The sequence below is a fragment of the Stenotrophomonas sp. 14P6.2.3 genome, from assembly GCF_057799055.1.
On record NZ_JBYOLA010000001.1, the window covers coordinates 64561 to 83952 of the forward strand.

Here is a 19392-nt window from a genome sequence, read left to right on the forward strand (position 1 = left end):
GATGGACCTGGACTGGAGCGCATTGGGGTTGTCGTTGAAAGTGGCCGGCTGGGCCACCGCGATCAATCTCGTAGCAGGCGTGGCACTTGGCGCGCTGCTGGCGCGACGGCGTTTTCCCGGTCGGGAACTGCTGGATTCGATACTGACCCTGCCGATGGTGCTGCCACCGACGGTGCTGGGCTACTACCTGCTGGTGCTGATCGGGCGCAATGGCCCGATCGGTGCCTGGCTGCAGTCGTGGTTCGGTATCAACCTGGTATTTACCTGGCAGGCGGCGGTGATCGCTGCCGCGGTAGCGTCACTGCCGCTGGTGTTCAAGCCGGCACGCGCCGCATTCGAAGAAGTGGATGGTCAGTTGGAGCAGGCCGCGCGTACGCTGGGTGTGTCCGAAGCCGCGGTGTTCTTCCGGATCACCCTGCCGCTGGCATGGCGCGGGATTCTGGCTGGCCTGCTGCTTGCGTTCGCGCGGGCGATGGGTGAGTTCGGCGCCACGCTGATGGTGGCCGGCAGCATTCCGGGCCGCACGCAGACCTTGTCGATCGCCATCTATGAAGCGGTGCAGGCGGGGCAGGATGGCAAGGCGAATGCGCTGGTGATCCTGACGTCGGTGGTATGCATCGTGATCCTGCTGCTGGCCGCACGGCTGGTGGGCGGGCGCCGCCGGGAGCTGCGCGATGTGGCTTGACCTGCAGGTACAGCGACGATTGCAGGCATCCGGCCAGACCTTTGAACTGGACGTGGCACTGCAGTGCACGCAGCGGCAGGTGGTGCTGTTCGGGCCCTCGGGCGCCGGCAAGAGCCTGACGCTGAAAGCGGTGGCCGGTCTGTTGCGCCCGGAGCATGGACATGTGCGCCTGCACGGGCAGGCGCTGTTCGATGCAGGTGCTGGGATTGATCTGCCACCGCAGCGTCGTCGCCTGGGATATGTGTTCCAGGATTACGCGCTGTTCCCGCATCTGAGCGTGCGCCAGAACGTGGCGTTCGGGCTTGAGCGGGGCTGGTTGAATCCGCAGCGCGGGGCTCGCGTCGATGCAGTGGAGCAGTGGTTGCAGGCGTTCCGTATCGAGCATGTGGCGGATCTGCTGCCGTCACAGGTATCCGGGGGTCAGCGCCAGCGTACGGCGTTGGCGCGGGCGCTGGTGACACGGCCGCAGGCGCTGCTGCTGGACGAACCGTTCGCCGCGCTCGACCACGACCTGCGCCAGCACCTGCGTCAGGAGCTGGAAACCGTGCTGGATGAAACCGGCATTCCGCTGCTGCTGATCAGCCACGATCCGCAGGACGTAGCGGTGTTCGGCCAGCAGGTAGCGCGCGTGGTGGATGGGCGAATCGTCGGCGATTGACCTGTGATGGTAGTGCCGGCCGCTGGCCGGCAACCACGGAATCCGGAGCAGCCGGCCAGCGGCCGGCTCTACCCCTGGGCGAGGCGCCTCAATACAGCTCGCAGTGGGTGCGGCCCTCGCCGCGCAGGGTGTCCCAATGGCCGTCACCGCCGATCGCGTCGATGGCTGCACGCACCGCACCTTCCAGGTGGCTCTTGTTGCCACACAGGTAGATGTGGCCGCCACGGGCCAGCACATCCTGCATCTGCGCGGCCTGCTGCTGCAGCACATGCTGCACATAGACCTTCTGCGCGGCATCGCGCGAGAACGCGGTGTGCAGGCCAGCCAGTACGCCACGCGCCTGCCAGTCCTGAAGCTGCTCGCGGTACAGGAAGTCGTGCTCGCGATGCTTCTCGCCGAACACCAGATGGACCTCCCGTGCATCGCCGGTGGCCTGCAGTTCCTGCATCAGGCCCATCAGAGGGGCGATGCCGGTACCAGTGCCGACCAGCAGCAGGGGCGCGTCGCCGCTGTCGGGCAGGTGAAAGCCCGGATTGGAGCGGCAGTACACACGGGCTGTGTCGCCGCCGTGCAGCAGGCTGCCGGTGGCGGTGCCGAAGCGTTCGCGGCCACGCAGGGTGTAGCGCACCTCGCGCACGCACAGGCTCAGCTGATCATCGTGCGGATGCGAGGCGATGGAATAGGCACGGGGCAGGCGTGGTGACAGGAGTTCACGCAGGCGGGTCAGCGGCACGCTGTCCGGGGTGGTGTGGTCCTGCAGCACATCCAGCAGGTCCAGGCCATGCAGGTAGGCGTCCAGTTCACGCTTCTGGCTGATCTTCAGCAGGCCCTTCAGTACGTCGCTGCCGCCCAGCTTTGCCAGCTCGCGCAGCACGCCCTTGCTGAGCAGGCGCAGCTCGCGATCGCGCAGGGCGTCGACGGCGCTGGAATCCCCCAACCAGGTGGCCAGTGCCTGCAGCAATGCCGGATCGTTTTCCGGAACCAGATGCAGGGTGTCGCCGGCCCGGTAGACCATGCCGCTGCCGGCGATGTCCAGCTGCAGGTGCCAGGCGGCAGGGCCACCATGGCTCAGGCGTCGCCGTTCGACGATGCGGGCGTTGAAGGCATTGTCTTCGCCGTAGGCCGTCACCTGCAGGCGCAGATCCTGGCCCGCGGTCGCATCACCCTCCAGCACCTGGCCCAGCACCGGCCGCCACTGCTGGAAAAACTGCTCGTAACCGAGGTCGGCGTCGACACGGTGCAGCAGCGGCTGTGCCTGACGCTCGCTCAGCGCTGCATCCAGCGCCTTGGTGAAGCCGCAGAAGCTGGGGTAGCCGGTATCCCCCAGGCCGAACACCGCATAGCGCAGTCCGGGCAGGGCGGGCGCCTGGCGCAGCGACTCGAAGAAGCTCTCGCCATTGGCCGGCGGTTCGCCGTCGCCGAACGAACTGGAGATGGCCAGCAGCACATCGCCGTGGCCGAGGCTGGCCACATCGATGTCATTGAACGGCAGGACCTGCGGCCCATGCGGCTGCAGGTCCGGGTCCGCGCCCAGGCGCTGGGCCAGGGCGCGGGCGTTGCCCGACTCGGAGGCGAAACCCACCAGCAGCCGGCTGATGGGCGTGCGTGTGGGAATGGCGTTCACGCAGCCTCGTAGAAGTCGTCGAACTTTTCCTTGCTGAACTCGACCAGGTCGTAGTTCTGCATCAGGTCGTTCACCACGCGGCGGATGCTGATGTACGAGGTGATGTTGCCCTCGGCATCGAACAGCGGCTGCACGGTGGTGTCGACCACGTAGAGCACGCCGCCCTTGCCCAGGTTCGGCACGATGCCGGTCCAGGTCTTGCCGGCCTTGATGGTGTCCCACATATCCTTGTAGACGGCCTTGGGCACGTCCGGATGGCGGACGATGCTGTGCGGCTGGCCGATCAGTTCCTCGCGCGCGAACCCGGTGAGCGTGCAGAACAGGTCGTTGGCATAGGTGATGTTGCCCTGCAGGTCGGTGGTGGAGATCACCATCACGTTCTGCATGGCGTTGAGCAGCTGGGCGTTGTCGGGGGTGTAGCTCATCGCAGGTCCTTTGGATGCCGGTGACGCCGGCGTATTGGGTTCCTGCATAGAGATACGCGCCCGTGGCGGTGGGCGGATTGATATAGGTCAAGCGTGCGCCGGGAGGGGGCTGCGACCGGCTGTCGCAGGGGGGGCGAAGGGGCGGCGCTAGCGGGCGATGCCGGGGAATCCGATGCTCTGCTGGCAGTACCGCAGCAGTGCGCGCCCGTCTTCGTCATCGCGTTGCATATGATCACCGCTGAAGAATGCCTGCAACGACCGGCCGATCGCGTTGCCGGCATTTCCAGAGCGGCGTGCAGCCGCCGGCAGCAGGCTGTCAGCGCGGGGATCATGGCGGCCGGGAAGCTGTTCGCGCCGAAGCTCACCTTCAATCGCCAGCAGCGCACATGCCCCGGCGAGGTATGCCTCCGGTTCCCGGTGCGCGCCCCATCGACGCTGGCCTGCCATCGCGGTGGCGATATGGTGGAATTCGTGCGCGGTGGTGGAGATCACGCGCTCGCGCAGTGCATCGGCATCGTCGCCGGCGGGAAACCAGAACGCCACCACCAGTTCTGGTCGTGCCGGCCTGGCGGGCTGTTGCCAGATGCCGCCACCGTCGCTGACGATCGTGACCTGATAGCGGACCGGCGTATCGTTCAGGTCTGCGCCGTGGAGCGGTTGCCGCGCCGCGTGGGCGGCGGCAGTGCATAGATTCACGGCCTGCCCAGCGGATAGGCTGGGTTCGACCCAGCGCACCACCACTGCGATTGTTTCCAGTTGGCAAGTATGCGAGCGCGTCGTCTGTTCGGAACTCTCCTGGCCGGGCAACACCGACGCGGTGCCAACGCTCAGCTGGGAGGCGTTGCCGCGCAGGAGCGTCGCAAACGCTCCGTCCGCGCCGACACTATCGCGCGGGGGAGTATCGAGGGTATTGCACGCACTGGTGCAGAGCAGCAACGCTGCTGCGCCTGTGGCGTGCCGCAACCAGGATTCCATCTGCAGGAGATCACCCTTCCAAGGCGGTGGATGCATCCTTGCAGACGCCCCGGCGCACGCACAATCAGACGTGTTGCATCTGGAGGCTGACTGTCGGCGCGGGTTGTCCTCTGCCGCTCACCCCATCACATACCGCAGCACCTCCGCCGATACCACGCCGATCAGCACCGTCGGCAGCATCGACAGCCGCGTGACCGCCAGTAACGTGATGGCCAGCGCGGCCAGGTCGGCCGGCTTGTCGGCCACGAAGTCCGGGGCGATCACCGAGATCAGCACGCAGCCCGGGGCGGCTTCCATCACCGTTACCGCGCGCTTGCTCAGGGTGCGGTTGCGCAGCGCGAGAAAACCGATGATGCGGGTGAGATAGGTGGCGGCAGCCATCAGGATGATGGTCAGCACCGAGGTCCAGTGGATCAGGCCGTTGAAGATCATGCCGCGTCCTCCGCCAGCAGCCAGGCGGCAGCGAGGCCGGCCAGCGCGCCGCTGGCCACGTACCAGGCGCCGGGTACCAGCAGGTAGGTGCCCGCTGCCACCACCAGGCTGACCAGCCATGGCCGGGCGGCGCGCATGCCTTGCCACATGCCACGCAGCAGCACCAGGAACACGGCGGGGAAGGCCATGTCGAAGCCGTAGGCATGGATGTCGCCGAGCAGCGGGCCGACGATCGCGCCCAGCGCGGTGCACAGCACCCACACGGTGTACAGGCCGGCCGATACGCCGAGGTAGTAGGCCAGGCTGAAGCCCAGTGCGCGACGGCGCGCATCGGCCACGCCCAGTGCCCAGCTTTCATCGCACATGAAGAACAGCGCCGGCAGCACGCGACGGCGCGGCAGGTGCTGCAGCAACGGTGCCAGGCTGGCGCCCATCAACAGGTGGCGGCTGTTGACCAGCGCGGTGATCGCCACGATCAGCGCGATGTGCGGCGGCGAGGTCCACAGTTCGACCGCGGCGAATTCAGACCCGCCAGCGAAGTTGAGGCCGGTCATCAGCGGCACTTCCAGCGCCGACAGGCCCTTCTGCGCGGCCTGGGCGCCGAGCACCAGGGCAAAGGGAATGAAGCCGATCATCACCGGTACGGCGGCGCGCAGGCCGCGCAGGAACTCGGCGCGTGGTGCGGTGTCGCAGGCGGGATCAGGCAGGGGCAGGGTGGTTCGGGCGTCCATGGATCAACAACGAGTGGGGGTGACCCATGCTAACGGTCCGATCACGAAATCGGGTTGCGTTGATGCCATTGGTTCGGCCGAATGTGCAATATCATGCGGTGATCCGGTCAAGGCGTGGAATTCCATGCAGTACCAGCTCGACAACCTGGATCGTCGCATCCTGGACGCCCTGCAGCGCGATGGTCGCCTGCAGAACCTGGAGCTGTCCCGCCAGGTGGGGCTCTCGCCGTCGGCCTGCCTGCGCCGGGTTCGCCTGCTGGAAGAGGGCGGTTACATCGATCGCTACGTGGCCCTGCTGAATGCGGCGAGGATCGGACGGGGGTTCACCGTGTTCGTCCGTGTCTGGCTGCGCGGCCAGGACGAAGACACCACCAATCACTTCATCAACAGCATCAAGTCCTTCCCGGAAGTGCTTGAATGCCATCTGATGGCTGGCGACTGTGACTTCCTGCTGCGGGTGGCGGTGGCCGACCTGGACGCGTACCGGCAGTTCCAGATACAGCACCTGAACCGCATCGCCGGGGTGCAGAACACCAAGACCGAAATCCCCATGCAGCGGATCAAGCAGACCACTGAACTGCCGGTCTGAACTGGCCCGGCGCGTCCCCTGCGCGCTGCCGTCATCGCAATGACACGTGACGCCGCTACGGTTTGACCCGCTTGCCGGCCGTGTGCAGGTCGACCCACCTGGTCGCACCGCGCTCCGCCGCTGCAGCTGATGTCGCTGCCGAGGGTCATGTGTTCTACGTCAGGGGGCTGAATGGACAGCATGCAATCAGACGTTGGAGGGTGGCCGCCGCCGCCGGGTTGCTGTTCGCCTTCGCTGCTGCCGCACAGGACGACATCCGATCCTATGACATTCCCGCGCAACCGCTGGAACAGGCGGTCGAGCGCTTCAGTGTCGTCAGCGGGTGGTCGGTGATGTATCCCGGCGATCTCGGCACGGGCCGCAGCAGCCATCCGCTGCAGGCCAGCCTGCCGCCGCTGCAGGCGTTGCAGGTGGTGCTGCAGGACACGGGTGTCGAGGCCGAGCTGATTGGTGCACAACGCGTGGTGCTGCGCCGCGGTGCACACGCGGCCACCGGATCCTCCCTGACCGATGTGGCCGCCGACCCGGGGCAGCGTCGCCGCTTCGGCGACCTGCAGCAACGGCTGCGCACCGCTTTCTGTGGCGACCCTGACCTGGCGCCGGGAGCCTATGCGGCGACGCTGCGCTTCCGCATTGCCAACGATGGCCAGGTGCAGGAACCCGAACTGCTTGCCGGCAGTGGCAGCGCACGCCGCGATGCGCGCCTTCTGCAGGCGATGCAGGCCCTGCGGCTGGGCGCCGATGCTGCCGCGCTGCCGCAGCCGGTGACCCTGCAGATCCGTCCTTCCAGCGCGGGCCACGACTGTGGCCGGCGCCCGCCCCAACCATGATGTCAAGGAATCGAACATGAGCAACAGCACGGCTGGGGCGGTGGACCTGATGGACCATCTGCTGGGCGCCTACGACGAACTGAAGCGCCGACTGGTGCGCAAGCTGGGCTCGGAAGAGCTGGCCGGCGACGCGCTGCAGGACACCTGGATGCGCCTGAGCACGCGTCGACACCGCCTGGACCCGGTGCAGAACCCTGCGGCGTATCTGCTGCGCATGGCGATGAACACCGTGATCGACCGCCAGCGCGCCGACCATCGCCTACTGAGCCTGGAAGAAGTGGATACGTTGATGGACATGGCCGATCCCGGCCCGGGGCCGGCACAGGCGGCCGAGCAGGAGATGGCGCTGGAAGACATGGTCGGCCTGCTGCAGCGGATGCCCGAGCGCCGCCGCCGGATATTGCTGGCGATCCGCGTGGACGGCCTGCAGCAGCGCGATGTGGCCGAGCACCTGGGCGTGTCGCTGCGGCTGGTGCAGCGTGAGCTGAAAGCCGCACAGGATTACCTGGCCGAACGCAGTGGGCAGGGGCGGCAGGTGCGGTTCTGAGGCACGGCATCCGTCTACACTTTGACGCCGAGCAGAACCCCGCAGCGTGCGGGGACGGCAAGAGCCCTCATGGACGCTGACGATCAACCGCACCGCCCGCTCGACGCCGTGGAGCGCCAGGCCCACGCGTGGGTGGTGCGGTTGACCTCGGGCGAGGCCACGGCGGCCGATGGCAGGAAATTCCGCCAATGGTGCGAGGCCGATCCCGGCCATCGGCAGGCCTTTGCCCGCGCGAAGCGGCAATGGGAACAGGTACGCCTGGCCGGCGAGCAGCTGCCTGCCGCCGCGCGCCAGCCGCAGGCGGCAACCCCGGCGCAACGCTGGAGCCGGCGCGCATTCCTGGGGGCGGCGGTGGCGGCACCTGCGAGCCTGGCCGTGGTGGCTGCGCTGCACCCGCCGTTGGGCCTGTGGCCTTCGGTGACGGCGATGACGGCCGATTTCCATACCGGTACCGGCGAGCGGCTGCTGATTGCGCCGACGCCGCATCTGAAGATCGAACTGGATACGCAGAGCAGCCTGCGCCGGCGCAGCGACGCGCAGGGTGAGGGCTTCGAGCTGGTGCAGGGACAGGCGGCGATCGACGCCGCAGCGGGGACCCGCCTGGCACTGTTTGCCGGGCCGGGCTGTCTTGTAGCCGACGAGGGCGCAGCACGCCTGGATGTGCGCAACACCGACGGCCAGGTGCGTGTGACCTGCCTGCGCGGCAGCGTTCGCATCGAGCATCTGCAAGGTCGCCTGCAGCTGCAGGCCGGCCAGCAGACGGTGTATGACGAGCGCCTCAGCGGCGTGGTGGCCGAAGCGGTGGCGGCCGAAGTCAGCGCGTGGACCGAAGGCATGCTGGTGTTCCGCCGCGCGCCGCTGCGTGAGGTGGTGGCCGAGATCAACCGCTACCGGCGCGGCAAGGTGCTGCTGGGCGAATCGGCACTGGCGCGCGCCCCGGTCAGCGGCCGCTTCCGCATCGATGATCCGGATGCGGCGCTGGAGCAGCTCGGGCAGACCATGTCGCTCGGCCTGCGTCGCTTTCCGGGTGGAATTGCCGTCTTGGGGTAAGACCCTGGCTGCGCGCGACGCGCACGGCCGCTGCATGCATGGAGAGGCCAAGGATGCGCAACGAGACCATCGGTGTGTTGGATCTGCGCCGTAATCTGTCGGCGCTGCTGGAAACCACCCAGCGGCGGCCGCTGATGGTGCACCGCTATGGCGCGCCGTGGGTATGCGTGGTGTCCGACGCGCAGTGGCGACAGCAGGCGGTGCTGCTGGAGTTCGAGCCGCAGGACCATCCGTTGGCGATGCTGTTGCGGTTGCAGCGGCAGGCACTGCCGCTGTCCGAATCGGGGGCGCTGCCTGCAGCTGCACTGGCGCGCGCGCTGCTGTTGATGGCGATGCATGGCATCGAGGGTCTTGCGGCGCTTCACGATCACGTGCGCTACCACCGGTTGTGGCACTGGTTCGTGGCCGCCAGCGATGCGCAGATGGAGGGATGGCAGCTGCCGTTGCTGCAGGCGTCGATGGCGGTACTGTTGGATGACCCGGATGCGATGCACGCACTGGCCGCATTCGCACAGCGCAGCGACGTTGCCGTGCTGGCCCGACGCTGTGGCGGCGATGCTCCGCGCCTGGACCTGGAAGCCTGCAGGCGGATGACGCTGCGGTGACATTCCCGCGATGCTGCCACGCACTGCTCAACATCGCATTCGTGCTGTCGCTTCGGTTGCCTTGCTGACGTCTTCTGCAGAGTACGACGCTCCCGCGTCGCGGAGCGCAGGCGACGCCGATGAACGACAGTCGCAGGATCAGCATGCTGGAGCTGGATCGCCACCTGAGCCAGTCGCTGGAGCAGGCACGGCATGCACCCGTGAATGTGCAGCGCTACGGGCAGCCGTGGGTGTGGATGCTGTCCAGCGATGCCTGGGCCGACGCTGCAAGGTGGTCAGCGCTGGATGCCAGCGGGCATCCGTTGATGCTGCTGCGGCAGGCGCTGGACGCGCGCCTGCAGCCGTGGCCGGAATCGGCATTGGCCACGCTGGCACAGGAGTGCGGGGAGGTGCGCATGGTGCAGCGTGCGGTGCTGCTGGTCGCGCTGCGCGCGCCTGCGAGCGTGCAGCGCCTGCACGACGATCTTCGCTATCACCAGGTGTATCGGCAGTTCATCGGCTTCGACCATGGCATGGCCTGGTCGCCCCTGCAGTGCATGCGCCTGCTGCAGGCGTGCGCCACGCCACTGCTGCAGCGCTGCGTGGACGACACGCTTGCGCGTATTCCGTCGTCGCTGCTCGACGCTGCCTGCGTGGCCAATGCACGCCGCGTGGGTGATCGGCTGCAGGAACAGCGGATTTCCGCAGGATGTTTATCGTACTGACACATGCGCCGCTGACCATGGGGCAGCGGTCTCTTCCAGGATGATGAGGGCGGAACAATGGCAACGCAGATGGGTGGTCGCAGGGCTCGGCAGCAGGGCTTCAGCCTGATCGAGATCATGGTGGTGGTGGTCATCATCGGCATTCTGGCTGCACTGATCGTGCCCCGGTTGATGGATCGCCCTGATCAGGCCCGCGTGGTGGCTGCACGCCAGGACATTGCCGCGCTGATGCAGGCGATGAAGCTGTATCGGCTGGACAATGGTCGTTACCCCAGTGCCGAGCAGGGGCTGCAGGCGTTGGTGAAGCCACCGCAGGGCAGTGCTGCGATGCCGGTAACGCCCTACCTCGACCGCCTGCCGGATGATCCGTGGGGGCACCCGTACCAGTACCAGAACCCCGGCACGCACGGCGATATCGATGTGTTCTCACTGGGGGCCGACAGCAAGCCCGGCGGTGAGGCCGGCAACGCGGATATCGGCTCCTGGCAGTTGTGAGGCCAGACAATGGCAAGCCGTAAAATTCCAGGTGCGTTTGCCCGCCAGCAGGGCATGGCGGTGATCGTGGCGATGCTGGTGGTGGCACTGGTGGCGGTGATCGCCACGGCACTGCTGACCCGTCAATCGGCGCAGCTGCGTGCGGTACGCAGCGATCAGCTGCGCATGCAGGTGCGTATGGCGGTGGACGCCACCCTGGAGCGCGCGGCGCAGCAGTTGCGTGACGACGCGCGCGAGCAGTTGACCACTGTTGGCAGCGGACGCTGGGCGCGTCCGCTGCAGCTTCAGGTGCCACTGCCGGTGCACCTGCAGCTGGTGGACGCGCAGTCGAGATTCAACCTGCGCACGCTGCTGGCAGACGGCCAGCCTGCAGCGGAGGCACTGCGTGCGTTCACCACGCTGTGTGCCGGGCAGGGGCTGCCTCGCGCCGCCTGTGCCAGTGCCGCAACGCAGATCCAGTCGCGCCTGCGCGATGGCGAGCGGCAGGCGCGCGCACCGCTGCCGCGCGAGTCGCTGATCGAACAGGTACTGGCCGGCGCCGATCCGGTGGCGGTACAGGCACTGGCGGGGCGCACGGTGGTGCTGCCTGCGCAGACCCTGGTCAACGCCAATACAAGTGATATCGCCGTGCTGCAGGCGATTGCACCCGGGGTGGATGCCGGGCGCCTGCAGGCGCTGCTGGGCGAGCGCGATCGTGGCCACTGGCTGCTCAACCGCGGTGACATCGCCAACCGGCTGCAGCTGAGCAACGAACAGATGGCGCTGATGCCGCTGGGTATCCACAGCGAGTGGTTCCTGGCGGTTGGCCAGGTACAGGCAGACGGCGCATCGGTGGATTTCCGCGCATTGATCTGGCGCGAGTACCGCGATGACAGCGTGCGTGTGCAACGGGTATGGACAAGGATCGGTGCATGAGCACGCAGCTGAGAATGCGCCTGCCGGCGCTGGATCGATTGGATGGGGACAGCGCGGTCGAGTGGGCGCAGCTGCACAAGGACCGTGTTCTGGCGACGGGCAGTGACCGTCTGTCGACGCTGGGCCAGCGCTTTCCGCAGGCAATGGTGCATGCGAGCCTGGACCCGCAGGACCTGATCCTGCTGGAGCTGCAGCTGCCGCCGCTGTCCGGGCGCCGCCTGCAGGCGGCCCTGCAGGGCGAAGTGGAAGCGATGCTGCTGGATGATCTGCAGGAGGTAGTGCTCGGCCATGGGACACAGGCGGCCGATGGCACGGTGGCGGTGGCGTGGCTTGGCCTGCAGGCGATTGCGCGGGTACAACAGCAGTTGCAGGACTGTGGGCTGCAGTTGCAGGCGCTGCATCCGACCCCCTTGCTGCTGCCGTGGTCGGCCGGGCAGGCCACCTTGCAGTTGTGTGGCGAGCATGTACTGGTTCGCTGCGGCCGTGATCGTGGCTTCGTCCAGTGGTGCAGCGGGCGTGACCTGGCTTCGGTGATGCAGATGCTTGCCGTACGCTTGCAGCAGGCTGGGGTGCAGGCGGTGCAGTGGATCGATGCCGTACCGCCTGCCTGGGCCGAGCGCCTGCCGGCCAGCGTGCTGGCGCAGGCGGCGCAGTCCAGCGGTCCGCTGCCTGGCTGGTCGCTGCCGTTGCCGGCCGTGGGGGCAGGTGCGCCGCGGCTGGCCATCGGCCTTGCGTTGGCGGCGGCGGTGCTGGCTGCGCTGGGTCTGCAACTGCAGGTATCGCGCTGGCAGGGCGAGGGTGAAGCCTTGCGGCAGGACATGGCGCGGCAGTTCAGCACGCACTTCCCGGAGATCCACGATGTGGTCGACCCGGTGTTGCAGGCACGGCGGGCACTGGCGGTGCCGGCAGCGCCACGGACGCTTCCTGCCGTGCAGCAGCAGGTTGCCAGCGTGCTGCAGGCCATACCTGAGTTGGCTGGCCAGGTTCGCAGCCTGCGCTATCAGCCGGGCCAGTTGGAAATGGAACTTGACGCCGACGCGCAGGCGTTGGCCGAGGACGCGCAACGGCTGGAGCGCTGGCAACAGGCGACGCAGGCACAGGGGCTGCAGCTTGCGCGCGAAGCCGGTGGCCGGTTGCGGATAAGCAACGGGGCTGCGCCGTGATCGCAGCCTGGTGGCGCCCAGCGGCCTCCCTGCATGGACTGCAGCGCCGTTGGCAGCGGCTGGCGGCGCGCGAGCGCGCGATGCTGCTGTTGATGGCTGCCGCGTTAGCGGCGGCTGCACTGTGGCTGGGCTGGCTGCAGCCGCTGCTGAAACAGCGCAGCCATTGGCAGGCTGAACTGCCTCGGCTGCAGGCACAGTCGGCGGCACTTGCACCGCTGCTGCGTGCCCGTGAACAACAGCAGCAGGCGCAGGGCCAGCCCCCGACGCTTGCCGGGCTGCGCCAGCAGATCACCGCTGCCGGCCTGGCCGGCAGCCTGCATATCGAAACGCGTGACGGGCGCTGGCACCTGCAGGTGCGCAGTGTGCCCGCCGATGCGCTCTGGAACTGGCTGCTGCCCTTGCTGGCCGACCCGGCCATCGAACTGCAGCAACTGCAACTGCAACGCACAGGGGACGCGAACATGCCGGCGGCACGGATTTCCGGAAACATCGTGATGGCCGCCAATGGCGGTGGCCATCCATGAAGTCGATGCGCAGCCTGGGCTGCAGCGCGGTACTGGCACTGGTGGTGGGCCTGGCCCATCTTCCGGCGGCGGTGCAGGCGCAGGACGCCAGTGGCGAACCGGTACAGCTGAACCTGGTGGACACCGATATCGGCGGGGTGCTGCGCATGGCGGCACGCTTCACCGGCCGCCAGTTCCTGGTCGATCCACGGGTGACCGGCAAGATGACCGTGGTCTCCGATGGGCCGGTCAGCCGTGTGCAGGCCTACCAGCTGTTGCTGGGTGCATTGCGCATGCGCGGGTTTGCCGTGGTTGAAAGCGGGGGCGTCAGCCGGGTGGTACCGCAGGCCGATGCCAAGCTGCTGGGCGGGCGCGTTGGTGCCGGCGGTGCGGGAGGCGAGATAACCACGCGCACGTTTGCCCTGCGCTTCGAAAGCGCGGCGGCGCTGGTGGCGGTGCTGCGGCCGATGATTACTCCGGACAATCCGATCACCGCGAACCCAGGCAACAACACGCTGGTCATCACCGACTACGCCGACAACCTGGAGCGCATCGCGCGGGTCATCGCCAGCGTGGATACGCCGGCCGGCATGGACACCGACGTGGTCAAGCTGCAGCAGGGCATTGCCGTGGACGTGGCGGCGATGGTTGCACCGTTGCTGGACGCGCAGGGCGCGGAGCCGGCGCAGAAGGTGGTGGTGATGGCCGACCCGCGCAGCAACAGCGTGCTGCTGCGCTCCAGCAGCCCGGGCCGCACGCGCCTGGCGCGGCAGCTGGTGGAGAAGCTGGACAAGGCCCAGGACGAGTCCGGCAACCTGCATGTGGTGTACCTGCGCAATGCCCAGGCCACCCAGCTGGCCGGGGTGCTGCGTGGTGTGGTGGCAGGGCAGAGCGACGCTCCGGCGATGGGCAGCAGCGACGGCATCACCGCATTGCCGGGCGAGACCGGTCGCAGCGCCAGCACGCCGGCGCAACCCGCACAGGGCAAGAGCAAGGGCAATGCGCTGGAATCGCCACGGCTTGACCCGGGTCGTCGTGATCCGATCGATGCCGGCAGCAGCGGTTTCAGCCAGAACGGCATCTCGGTGCAGGCTGACATCGCCACCAACACCTTGCTGATTTCCGCCCCGGAGCCGGTGTACCGCAACCTGCGGCGGGTGATCGACCAGCTCGACCAGCGCCGGGCGCAGGTGCTGGTGGAGAGCCTGATCGTGGAGGTCAACCAGACCGATGCCGCTGAATTGGGCGTGCAATGGATGCTGGGCAACGGCCGCACGTTCGGTGGCACCCATTTCGGCGGCACCACCGGTGGTAGTGGCATCAGCACCACTGCGCGCACCACGCTGGATGTCCTGCCGAAGGACGGCCTGAACATCGGCGTGATCGACGGCACGATCAACCTGCCGGGCGTCGGCCAGATCCTCAACATGAAGGCGCTGGCCAATGCCCTGCAGAGCAAGGGCGGCGCCAACATCCTCTCCACGCCGAACCTGATGACCCTGGACAACGAGGCGGCCAGCATCATGGTCGGGCAGACCGTGCCCTTCGTCAGTGGCCGCTATGTGACCGACGGTGGGGGTGGCAGCAACAACCCGTTCCAGACCATCGAACGCGAGGACGTGGGCCTTAAGCTGCGGGTGCGTCCGCAGATTTCCGAGGGCGGCACGGTGAAGCTGGACATCTACCAGGAAGTCAGCAGCATCGATGCGCAGAGCTCGGGCAGCGCCGGCATCATCACCAACAAGCGAGCGCTGGATACCAGCGTGCTGCTCGATGACGGGCAGATCATGGTGCTGGGCGGCCTGCTGGAAGACAGCGTCAGCCACGGCCGCGACGCCGTACCGGGGCTGGGGAAGATCCCTGTGCTGGGCGCGCTGTTCCGCAGCGATACGCGCAAGCGGGCCAAGACCAACCTGATGGTGTTCCTGCGCCCGCATGTGGTGCGCGACCCGGCCGCCGGACAGCGCCTGACCCGCGACCGCTATGACTACATGCGCAATGCACAGGCCGCTGCGCAGCCGGTGCAGAGCTGGGCGTTGCCGGCGCTGTCGGCACCGCAGCTGCCGCCGCAGGACCTGTCGGTGCTTGGCCAGGGCAATGCGCGTGATGGCCAGGGCCAGCCGTTGCAGAACGGCAGCCTTGCGTCGTTGTATCCGGCCAGCGAGGGCAATGTGCAGGTGGTGCAGTACGCGCAGGGGCTGGATGCGGCGCGTGCGACCCAGGCCGTGGCACAGGTGCGCGCGCTTGGCCTGCAGGCCTATGCCGAGACCACGCCGGGTGAAACGGGACAGCGTCTGCGGGTGCGGGTGGCGCGCGACCCGGCCACGCTCGACCCGGCGCTGCAGCAACTGCGCGGGCTGGGCTACACCCCGGAACTGGTCATCGGGCCATGAGCACGCCCGTGCCGTTGCCACTGCTGCCGTATGCCTGGGTGCGCAGCCACGGGGTGATGCTGGCCGAAGCAGGCGGCGCGCCGGTACTGCTGGGCACCGCCGAGACCGCCGCCTGGGCAGTGGCCGAGCTGCGCCGCCGGCACGGGCCAGTACCGTTCCAGGTGCTGGATGCGGCGGTCTGGCAGCAGCGGTTGGGCGAACAGTATCGTGACGGTGGCGATGCCGCTGCGGTGGTCGGCGCGGCCGAAAGTGAGGTCGATCTCGACCGGCTGATGCAGGACATGCCCGAGGTGACCGATCTGCTGGACGCGCAGGATGACGCGCCGGTGATCCGCATGATCAACGCGCTGTTGGCGCAGGCCGCGCGTGATGGTGCCAGCGACCTGCACATCGAACCTTTCGAAACGCATTCGGTGGTGCGCTACCGCGTCGATGGCACCCTGCGTGACATGGTGCAGCCACGGCGTGCGCTGCATGCGGCGCTGGTATCGCGCATCAAGATCATGGCCCACCTGGATATCGCCGAGAAGCGCCTGCCGCAGGATGGGCGCATCGCCATCCGTGTGGGTGGCCGACCACTGGACATCCGCGTGTCCACGGTGCCGACGGGACATGGCGAGCGCGCGGTGCTGCGCCTGCTGGAAAAGGATGCCGGGCGTCTGCAGCTGCAGCGGTTGGGCATGGCCGACGATACGCTGGCCACCTTCACCGGGTTGATCCGCCAGCCGCATGGCATCGTGCTGGTGACCGGGCCGACCGGTAGCGGCAAGACCACCTCGCTGTATGCGGCACTGGGGCAGCTCGACAGCAGCACCAGCAACATCCTCACCGTGGAGGACCCGGTGGAGTACGACTTCGCCGGCATCGGCCAGATCCAGGTCAACGCGCGCATCGGCATGAGCTTCGGCGCGGCATTGCGCGCGATCCTGCGCCAGGATCCGGACACCATCATGATCGGTGAGATCCGTGACCTGGAAACGGCGCAGATCGCGGTGCAGTCGTCGCTGACCGGCCATGGCGTGCTGGCATCGCTGCATACCAACGATGCGATCTCGGCGGTGACCCGCCTGGCCGACATGGGTGTGGAACCGTTCCTGCTGGCCTCATCGCTGCGCGGTGTACTGGCGCAGCGGCTGGTGCGCAGGCTGTGCCTGCAGTGTCGGCGTGCCGAACTCGATACCGAGGGGCGCACGGTGTGGCGGGCCGTAGGCTGCTCAGCCTGCGCGAACAGCGGCTACCGCGGGCGCACCGGCATCCATGAGCTGTTCGTGGTGGATGAGCGCGTGCGGGCATTGATCCATGAAGGGCAGGGCGAACCCGCGCTGCGCGAGGCGGCGCGGCGTGCCGGCATGCGCAGCCTGCGCCAGGACGGGCAGCGCTGGGTCGACAGCGGGGTGACCACGCTGGAGGAGATCCTGCGCGTGACCGGTGACGACTGAGGCGCGCATGGCACTGTTCGACTACCAGGCCGCCAACGCACAGGGGCGCATCGAGAAGGGACAGCTGGACGCCGACAACGCGCGCGGCGTGCGCCAGCAACTGCGCGGGCGCGGGCTGACACCGGTACAGGTATCAGCCGCACGCGATGCCGGCAGTGGCTGGGGCACGCGCAGGCTGTCGGCCAGCGAACTGGCCTGGGCCACGCGGCAACTTGCCAGCCTGCTGGCTGCCAGCCTGCCGCTGGAAAGCGCGTTGAGCGCGGTGATCGAACAGGCCGAACGCCCGCACGTTGCGCAGGCACTCACCGCAGTGCGTGCCGATGTGCGCGCTGGCCAGCGGCTGACCGTGGCGCTGGCGGCGCGGCCGCGCGATTTCCCTGGGATCTATCGTGCCCTGGTGGGCGCCGGTGAGGATTCCGGCGATCTGGCGCGGGTGATGGAACGTCTGGCCGACTACATCGAAGAGCGCAACGCGCTGCAGGCGAAGGTACTGACGGCATTCATCTACCCGGCAGCGATCAGCCTGGTGTCGGTGGCGATCGTGATCTTCCTGCTCAGCTACGTGGTGCCCCAGGTGGTGACTGCATTCGTGCAGGCACGGCAGACGCTGCCGATGCTGACCCAGGTGATGCTGGCGGCCAGTGCTTTCGTACGCGCGTGGGGCGTATGGACGGGATTGGGCATCGGCGCGCTGGTGGTGGGCTGGCGGCTGGCACTGCGGCGGCCGGATCTGCGTCTGCGCTGGGACAGCCTGCTGTTGCGCGTACCGATGGTGGGCCGTTTCGTGCTGGGCGTGAACAGCGCTCGCTTTGCATCGACACTGGCGATCCTGCTGGACGCCGGCGTGCCCCTGCTGCGCGCACTGGACGCCGCACGACAGACACTGGGCAACGCGCTGCTGGCGCGCTGTGCCGATGATGTGGCCGCTCGCGTGCGCGAGGGTACTTCGCTTGGCGCTGCGTTGAAGGTGCAGAAAGTGTATCCGCCGATCCTGGTGCATCTGGTGGCCAGTGGCGAGAAGACCGGTTCATTGGCGCCGTTGCTCGACCGCGCTGCACAGACCATCTCGCGCGAGATCGAACGCCGTGCGATGGCACTTACGGCATTGCTGGAGCCCACGATGATCCTGGTGATGGGGGGCGTGGTGCTGACCATCGTGCTGGCCGTGCTGATGCCGATCATGGAAATGAACCAGCTGGTGCAATGACGTGCATCCACGCATGGCGTGGATCTACAGATGCCCGGTTTCTCCACACAATCCTCCACACCTTTTTTCGATCTTCCACAGGTTTCTTAAGCGGCCTGTCATCGGCGGCGACCAGCATGTCCCTGTCGCCGCAGAGTGGGCTGGGAGGCCCTCGGCGGCAGCAGGCGTGTAGTGACCGTTCCTCCCTTGGTGTTTCACCTTCGCAGTAAACCCTTCAGGAGAAGATCATGAACAAGTACAAGACCCTGGCCGCGCTGGTTGCTACCGCGCTGCTCGCCACTGCTGGCGCCGCTTCGGCCCAGACCGCCGTCACCGGCGGCGGCGCTTCGCTGCCGGCCGACCTCTACAAGGGCCAGGCCGACAGCATCCTGCCGGCCAACTTCAGCTACGCCGTGACCGGTTCGGGCACCGGCAAGAAGGCCTTCCTGGAAAACAACTCGGCGCTGTTCTCGACCACTGGCACCGTGCATTTCGCTGGCAGTGATTCGGTGCTGAGCGGCACCGAGCTGAACACCTACAACAGCACCTACAACGTGGCTGGCGATACCAACCGCTTCGGCGCGTTGGTACAGATTCCTTCGGTTGCCACCTCGGTCACCGTTCCGTTCAACAAGGCCGGTTCGGCGGTTGACCTGTCGGTTGCGCAGATCTGCGGCATCTTCTCGGGCAAGATCACCAGCTGGTCGAGCATCGACAGCAACCGCAGCGGCAACATCCAGGTCGTCTACCGTGGCGAGAGCAGCGGTACCAGCGAGCTGCTGGCCCGCTTCCTGACCAGCGCCTGCCAGCCGGCCGACGTCTCCGGTACCACCCTGAAGCTGACCAACGGCGTGCCGGCGTTCTCGGTGCAGTCGACCTTCGCCAACCTGTTCACCACCGTGCCGTCGAACTTCATCGCCGCTCCGGCTACCGGTGGCACCTCGCTGTACAACGCGGTGTACGCCGTTGACGGCCGCGTCGGCTACGTTGGCCCGGACGTGATCCCGAGCCTGGTCGACGCCACCAAGGTGGCCAAGGTCAAGGGCTTCTCGCCGGATGAAGTGAGCGTGCAGGCGACCCTGGAGACCGCTGCTCCGCCGACCGGCGCCGCTGCTGAAAACCCCGCCAACTGGGTGCCGGTGTTCGGCAACCCGTCCGCGGGCTATCCGATCGCTGGCTACACCAACTTCGTGTTCGGCCAGTGCTACAAGAACGCCACTGTTGGCGCCAACGTCCGTGGCTTCCTGACCCGCCATTACGGCAGCGTCGTGGTCGCCGGCGTCGAGCAGGGCCCGAACGATGCGGCCATCCGCGCGCACAAGTTCATCCCGCTGACCAAGGCCTGGCGTGATGCGGTCCGTACCCGCTTCGCGACCGCCAGCAATGCCGGCGCCGTGAACAACCCGAGCACCTGCTCGGGCATCGGCCGTCCGCTGTAACTGT

Annotated in this window: 21 protein-coding genes; 16 read left to right on the forward strand and 5 right to left on the reverse strand. The window is 67.5% G+C overall.

Features of this window, described 5'->3' with window-relative positions; translation table 11 throughout:
• Position 1: 1 nt before the first annotated feature.
• Together modB and AC27VL_RS00285 are read left to right on the forward strand one after the other, a co-directional pair.
• A complete protein-coding gene (gene modB / locus AC27VL_RS00280) occupies positions 2–685 on the forward strand; it encodes a molybdate ABC transporter permease subunit (RefSeq protein WP_089235839.1) in 684 nt (227 codons plus the stop codon).
• Positions 675–1343: a sulfate/molybdate ABC transporter ATP-binding protein gene (locus AC27VL_RS00285; RefSeq protein WP_488765220.1), complete on the forward strand. Its 669-nt coding sequence runs from the start codon at positions 675–677 to the stop codon at positions 1341–1343. The genes modB and AC27VL_RS00285 overlap by 11 nt, the downstream gene beginning before the upstream one ends.
• 88 nt (positions 1344–1431) lie before the next feature.
• On the opposite strand, the gene AC27VL_RS00290 is transcribed toward AC27VL_RS00285, so the two are convergent.
• From AC27VL_RS00290 to AC27VL_RS00310, 5 genes are all read right to left on the reverse strand, one after another.
• Positions 1432–2967 (reverse strand): diflavin oxidoreductase, encoded by a 1536-nt coding sequence (locus AC27VL_RS00290; RefSeq protein WP_191077942.1) that lies wholly within the window; start codon positions 2965–2967, stop codon positions 1432–1434.
• Positions 2964–3392: a PAS domain-containing protein gene (locus AC27VL_RS00295; RefSeq protein WP_032128130.1), complete on the reverse strand. Its 429-nt coding sequence runs from the start codon at positions 3390–3392 to the stop codon at positions 2964–2966. The genes AC27VL_RS00290 and AC27VL_RS00295 overlap by 4 nt, the downstream gene beginning before the upstream one ends.
• Before the next feature lie 147 nt (positions 3393–3539).
• Positions 3540–4367 (reverse strand): hypothetical protein, encoded by an 828-nt coding sequence (locus AC27VL_RS00300; protein WP_191077944.1) that lies wholly within the window; start codon positions 4365–4367, stop codon positions 3540–3542.
• 117 nt (positions 4368–4484) lie between these two features.
• Positions 4485–4799 carry an AzlD family protein gene (locus tag AC27VL_RS00305; protein ID WP_488765221.1) on the reverse strand — a complete coding sequence of 105 codons (315 nt, stop codon included), beginning with the start codon at positions 4797–4799 and terminating at the stop codon, positions 4485–4487.
• Entirely contained in the window at positions 4796–5530 is a 735-nt protein-coding gene (locus AC27VL_RS00310) for an AzlC family ABC transporter permease (protein WP_100552679.1), read from the reverse strand. Before AC27VL_RS00310 ends, AC27VL_RS00305 begins: the two co-directional genes overlap by 4 nt.
• A gap of 124 nt (positions 5531–5654) precedes the next feature.
• Here AC27VL_RS00310 and AC27VL_RS00315 point away from each other — a divergent pair, with 124 nt between their 5' ends.
• From AC27VL_RS00315 to AC27VL_RS00380, 14 genes are all read left to right on the forward strand, one after another.
• Positions 5655–6119 (forward strand): Lrp/AsnC family transcriptional regulator, encoded by a 465-nt coding sequence (locus tag AC27VL_RS00315; RefSeq protein WP_025874361.1) that lies wholly within the window; start codon positions 5655–5657, stop codon positions 6117–6119.
• A gap of 149 nt (positions 6120–6268) precedes the next feature.
• Positions 6269–6949, forward strand: a complete 681-nt coding sequence (locus tag AC27VL_RS00320) for an STN domain-containing protein (protein WP_191078060.1) — start codon at positions 6269–6271, stop codon at positions 6947–6949.
• Positions 6950–6965: 16 nt separating this feature from the next.
• On the forward strand, positions 6966–7496 hold the full coding sequence (locus tag AC27VL_RS00325; protein WP_089237960.1) for an RNA polymerase sigma factor: 531 nt from the start codon (positions 6966–6968) through the stop codon (positions 7494–7496).
• Positions 7497–7565: 69 nt separating this feature from the next.
• On the forward strand, positions 7566–8546 hold the full coding sequence (locus tag AC27VL_RS00330) for a FecR family protein (protein ID WP_488765224.1): 981 nt from the start codon (positions 7566–7568) through the stop codon (positions 8544–8546).
• Between the two features lie 53 nt (positions 8547–8599).
• Positions 8600–9151, forward strand: coding sequence for a hypothetical protein (locus AC27VL_RS00335; protein ID WP_488765225.1), 552 nt, complete (start codon positions 8600–8602; stop codon positions 9149–9151).
• A 119-nt stretch (positions 9152–9270) separates the two neighbouring features.
• A complete protein-coding gene (locus AC27VL_RS00340) occupies positions 9271–9855 on the forward strand; it encodes a hypothetical protein (RefSeq protein WP_488765226.1) in 585 nt (194 codons plus the stop codon).
• Between the two features lie 57 nt (positions 9856–9912).
• Positions 9913–10350 (forward strand): type II secretion system major pseudopilin GspG, encoded by a 438-nt coding sequence (gene gspG, locus AC27VL_RS00345; RefSeq protein ID WP_089235831.1) that lies wholly within the window; start codon positions 9913–9915, stop codon positions 10348–10350.
• A gap of 9 nt (positions 10351–10359) precedes the next feature.
• Entirely contained in the window at positions 10360–11265 is a 906-nt protein-coding gene (gspK, locus tag AC27VL_RS00350) for a type II secretion system minor pseudopilin GspK (protein ID WP_488765228.1), read from the forward strand.
• Positions 11262–12428 (forward strand): type II secretion system protein GspL, encoded by a 1167-nt coding sequence (gene gspL / locus AC27VL_RS00355; RefSeq protein WP_488765229.1) that lies wholly within the window; start codon positions 11262–11264, stop codon positions 12426–12428. Before gspK ends, gspL begins: the two co-directional genes overlap by 4 nt.
• Positions 12425–12952, forward strand: coding sequence for a type II secretion system protein M (locus tag AC27VL_RS00360; protein ID WP_488765230.1), 528 nt, complete (start codon positions 12425–12427; stop codon positions 12950–12952). The genes gspL and AC27VL_RS00360 overlap by 4 nt, the downstream gene beginning before the upstream one ends.
• Complete coding sequence (gene gspD, locus AC27VL_RS00365) at positions 12949–15324, forward strand: type II secretion system secretin GspD (RefSeq protein ID WP_488765232.1); 2376 nt, start codon at positions 12949–12951, stop codon at positions 15322–15324. The genes AC27VL_RS00360 and gspD overlap by 4 nt, the downstream gene beginning before the upstream one ends.
• Positions 15321–16763 (forward strand): type II secretion system ATPase GspE, encoded by a 1443-nt coding sequence (gene gspE / locus AC27VL_RS00370; protein WP_488765233.1) that lies wholly within the window; start codon positions 15321–15323, stop codon positions 16761–16763. The genes gspD and gspE overlap by 4 nt, the downstream gene beginning before the upstream one ends.
• A gap of 7 nt (positions 16764–16770) precedes the next feature.
• Positions 16771–17970 carry a type II secretion system inner membrane protein GspF gene (gene gspF, locus AC27VL_RS00375; protein WP_100552669.1) on the forward strand — a complete coding sequence of 400 codons (1200 nt, stop codon included), beginning with the start codon at positions 16771–16773 and terminating at the stop codon, positions 17968–17970.
• A 227-nt stretch (positions 17971–18197) separates the two neighbouring features.
• Entirely contained in the window at positions 18198–19388 is a 1191-nt protein-coding gene (locus tag AC27VL_RS00380) for a substrate-binding domain-containing protein (RefSeq protein WP_100552668.1), read from the forward strand.
• The last annotated feature ends 4 nt before the right edge of the window (positions 19389–19392 follow it).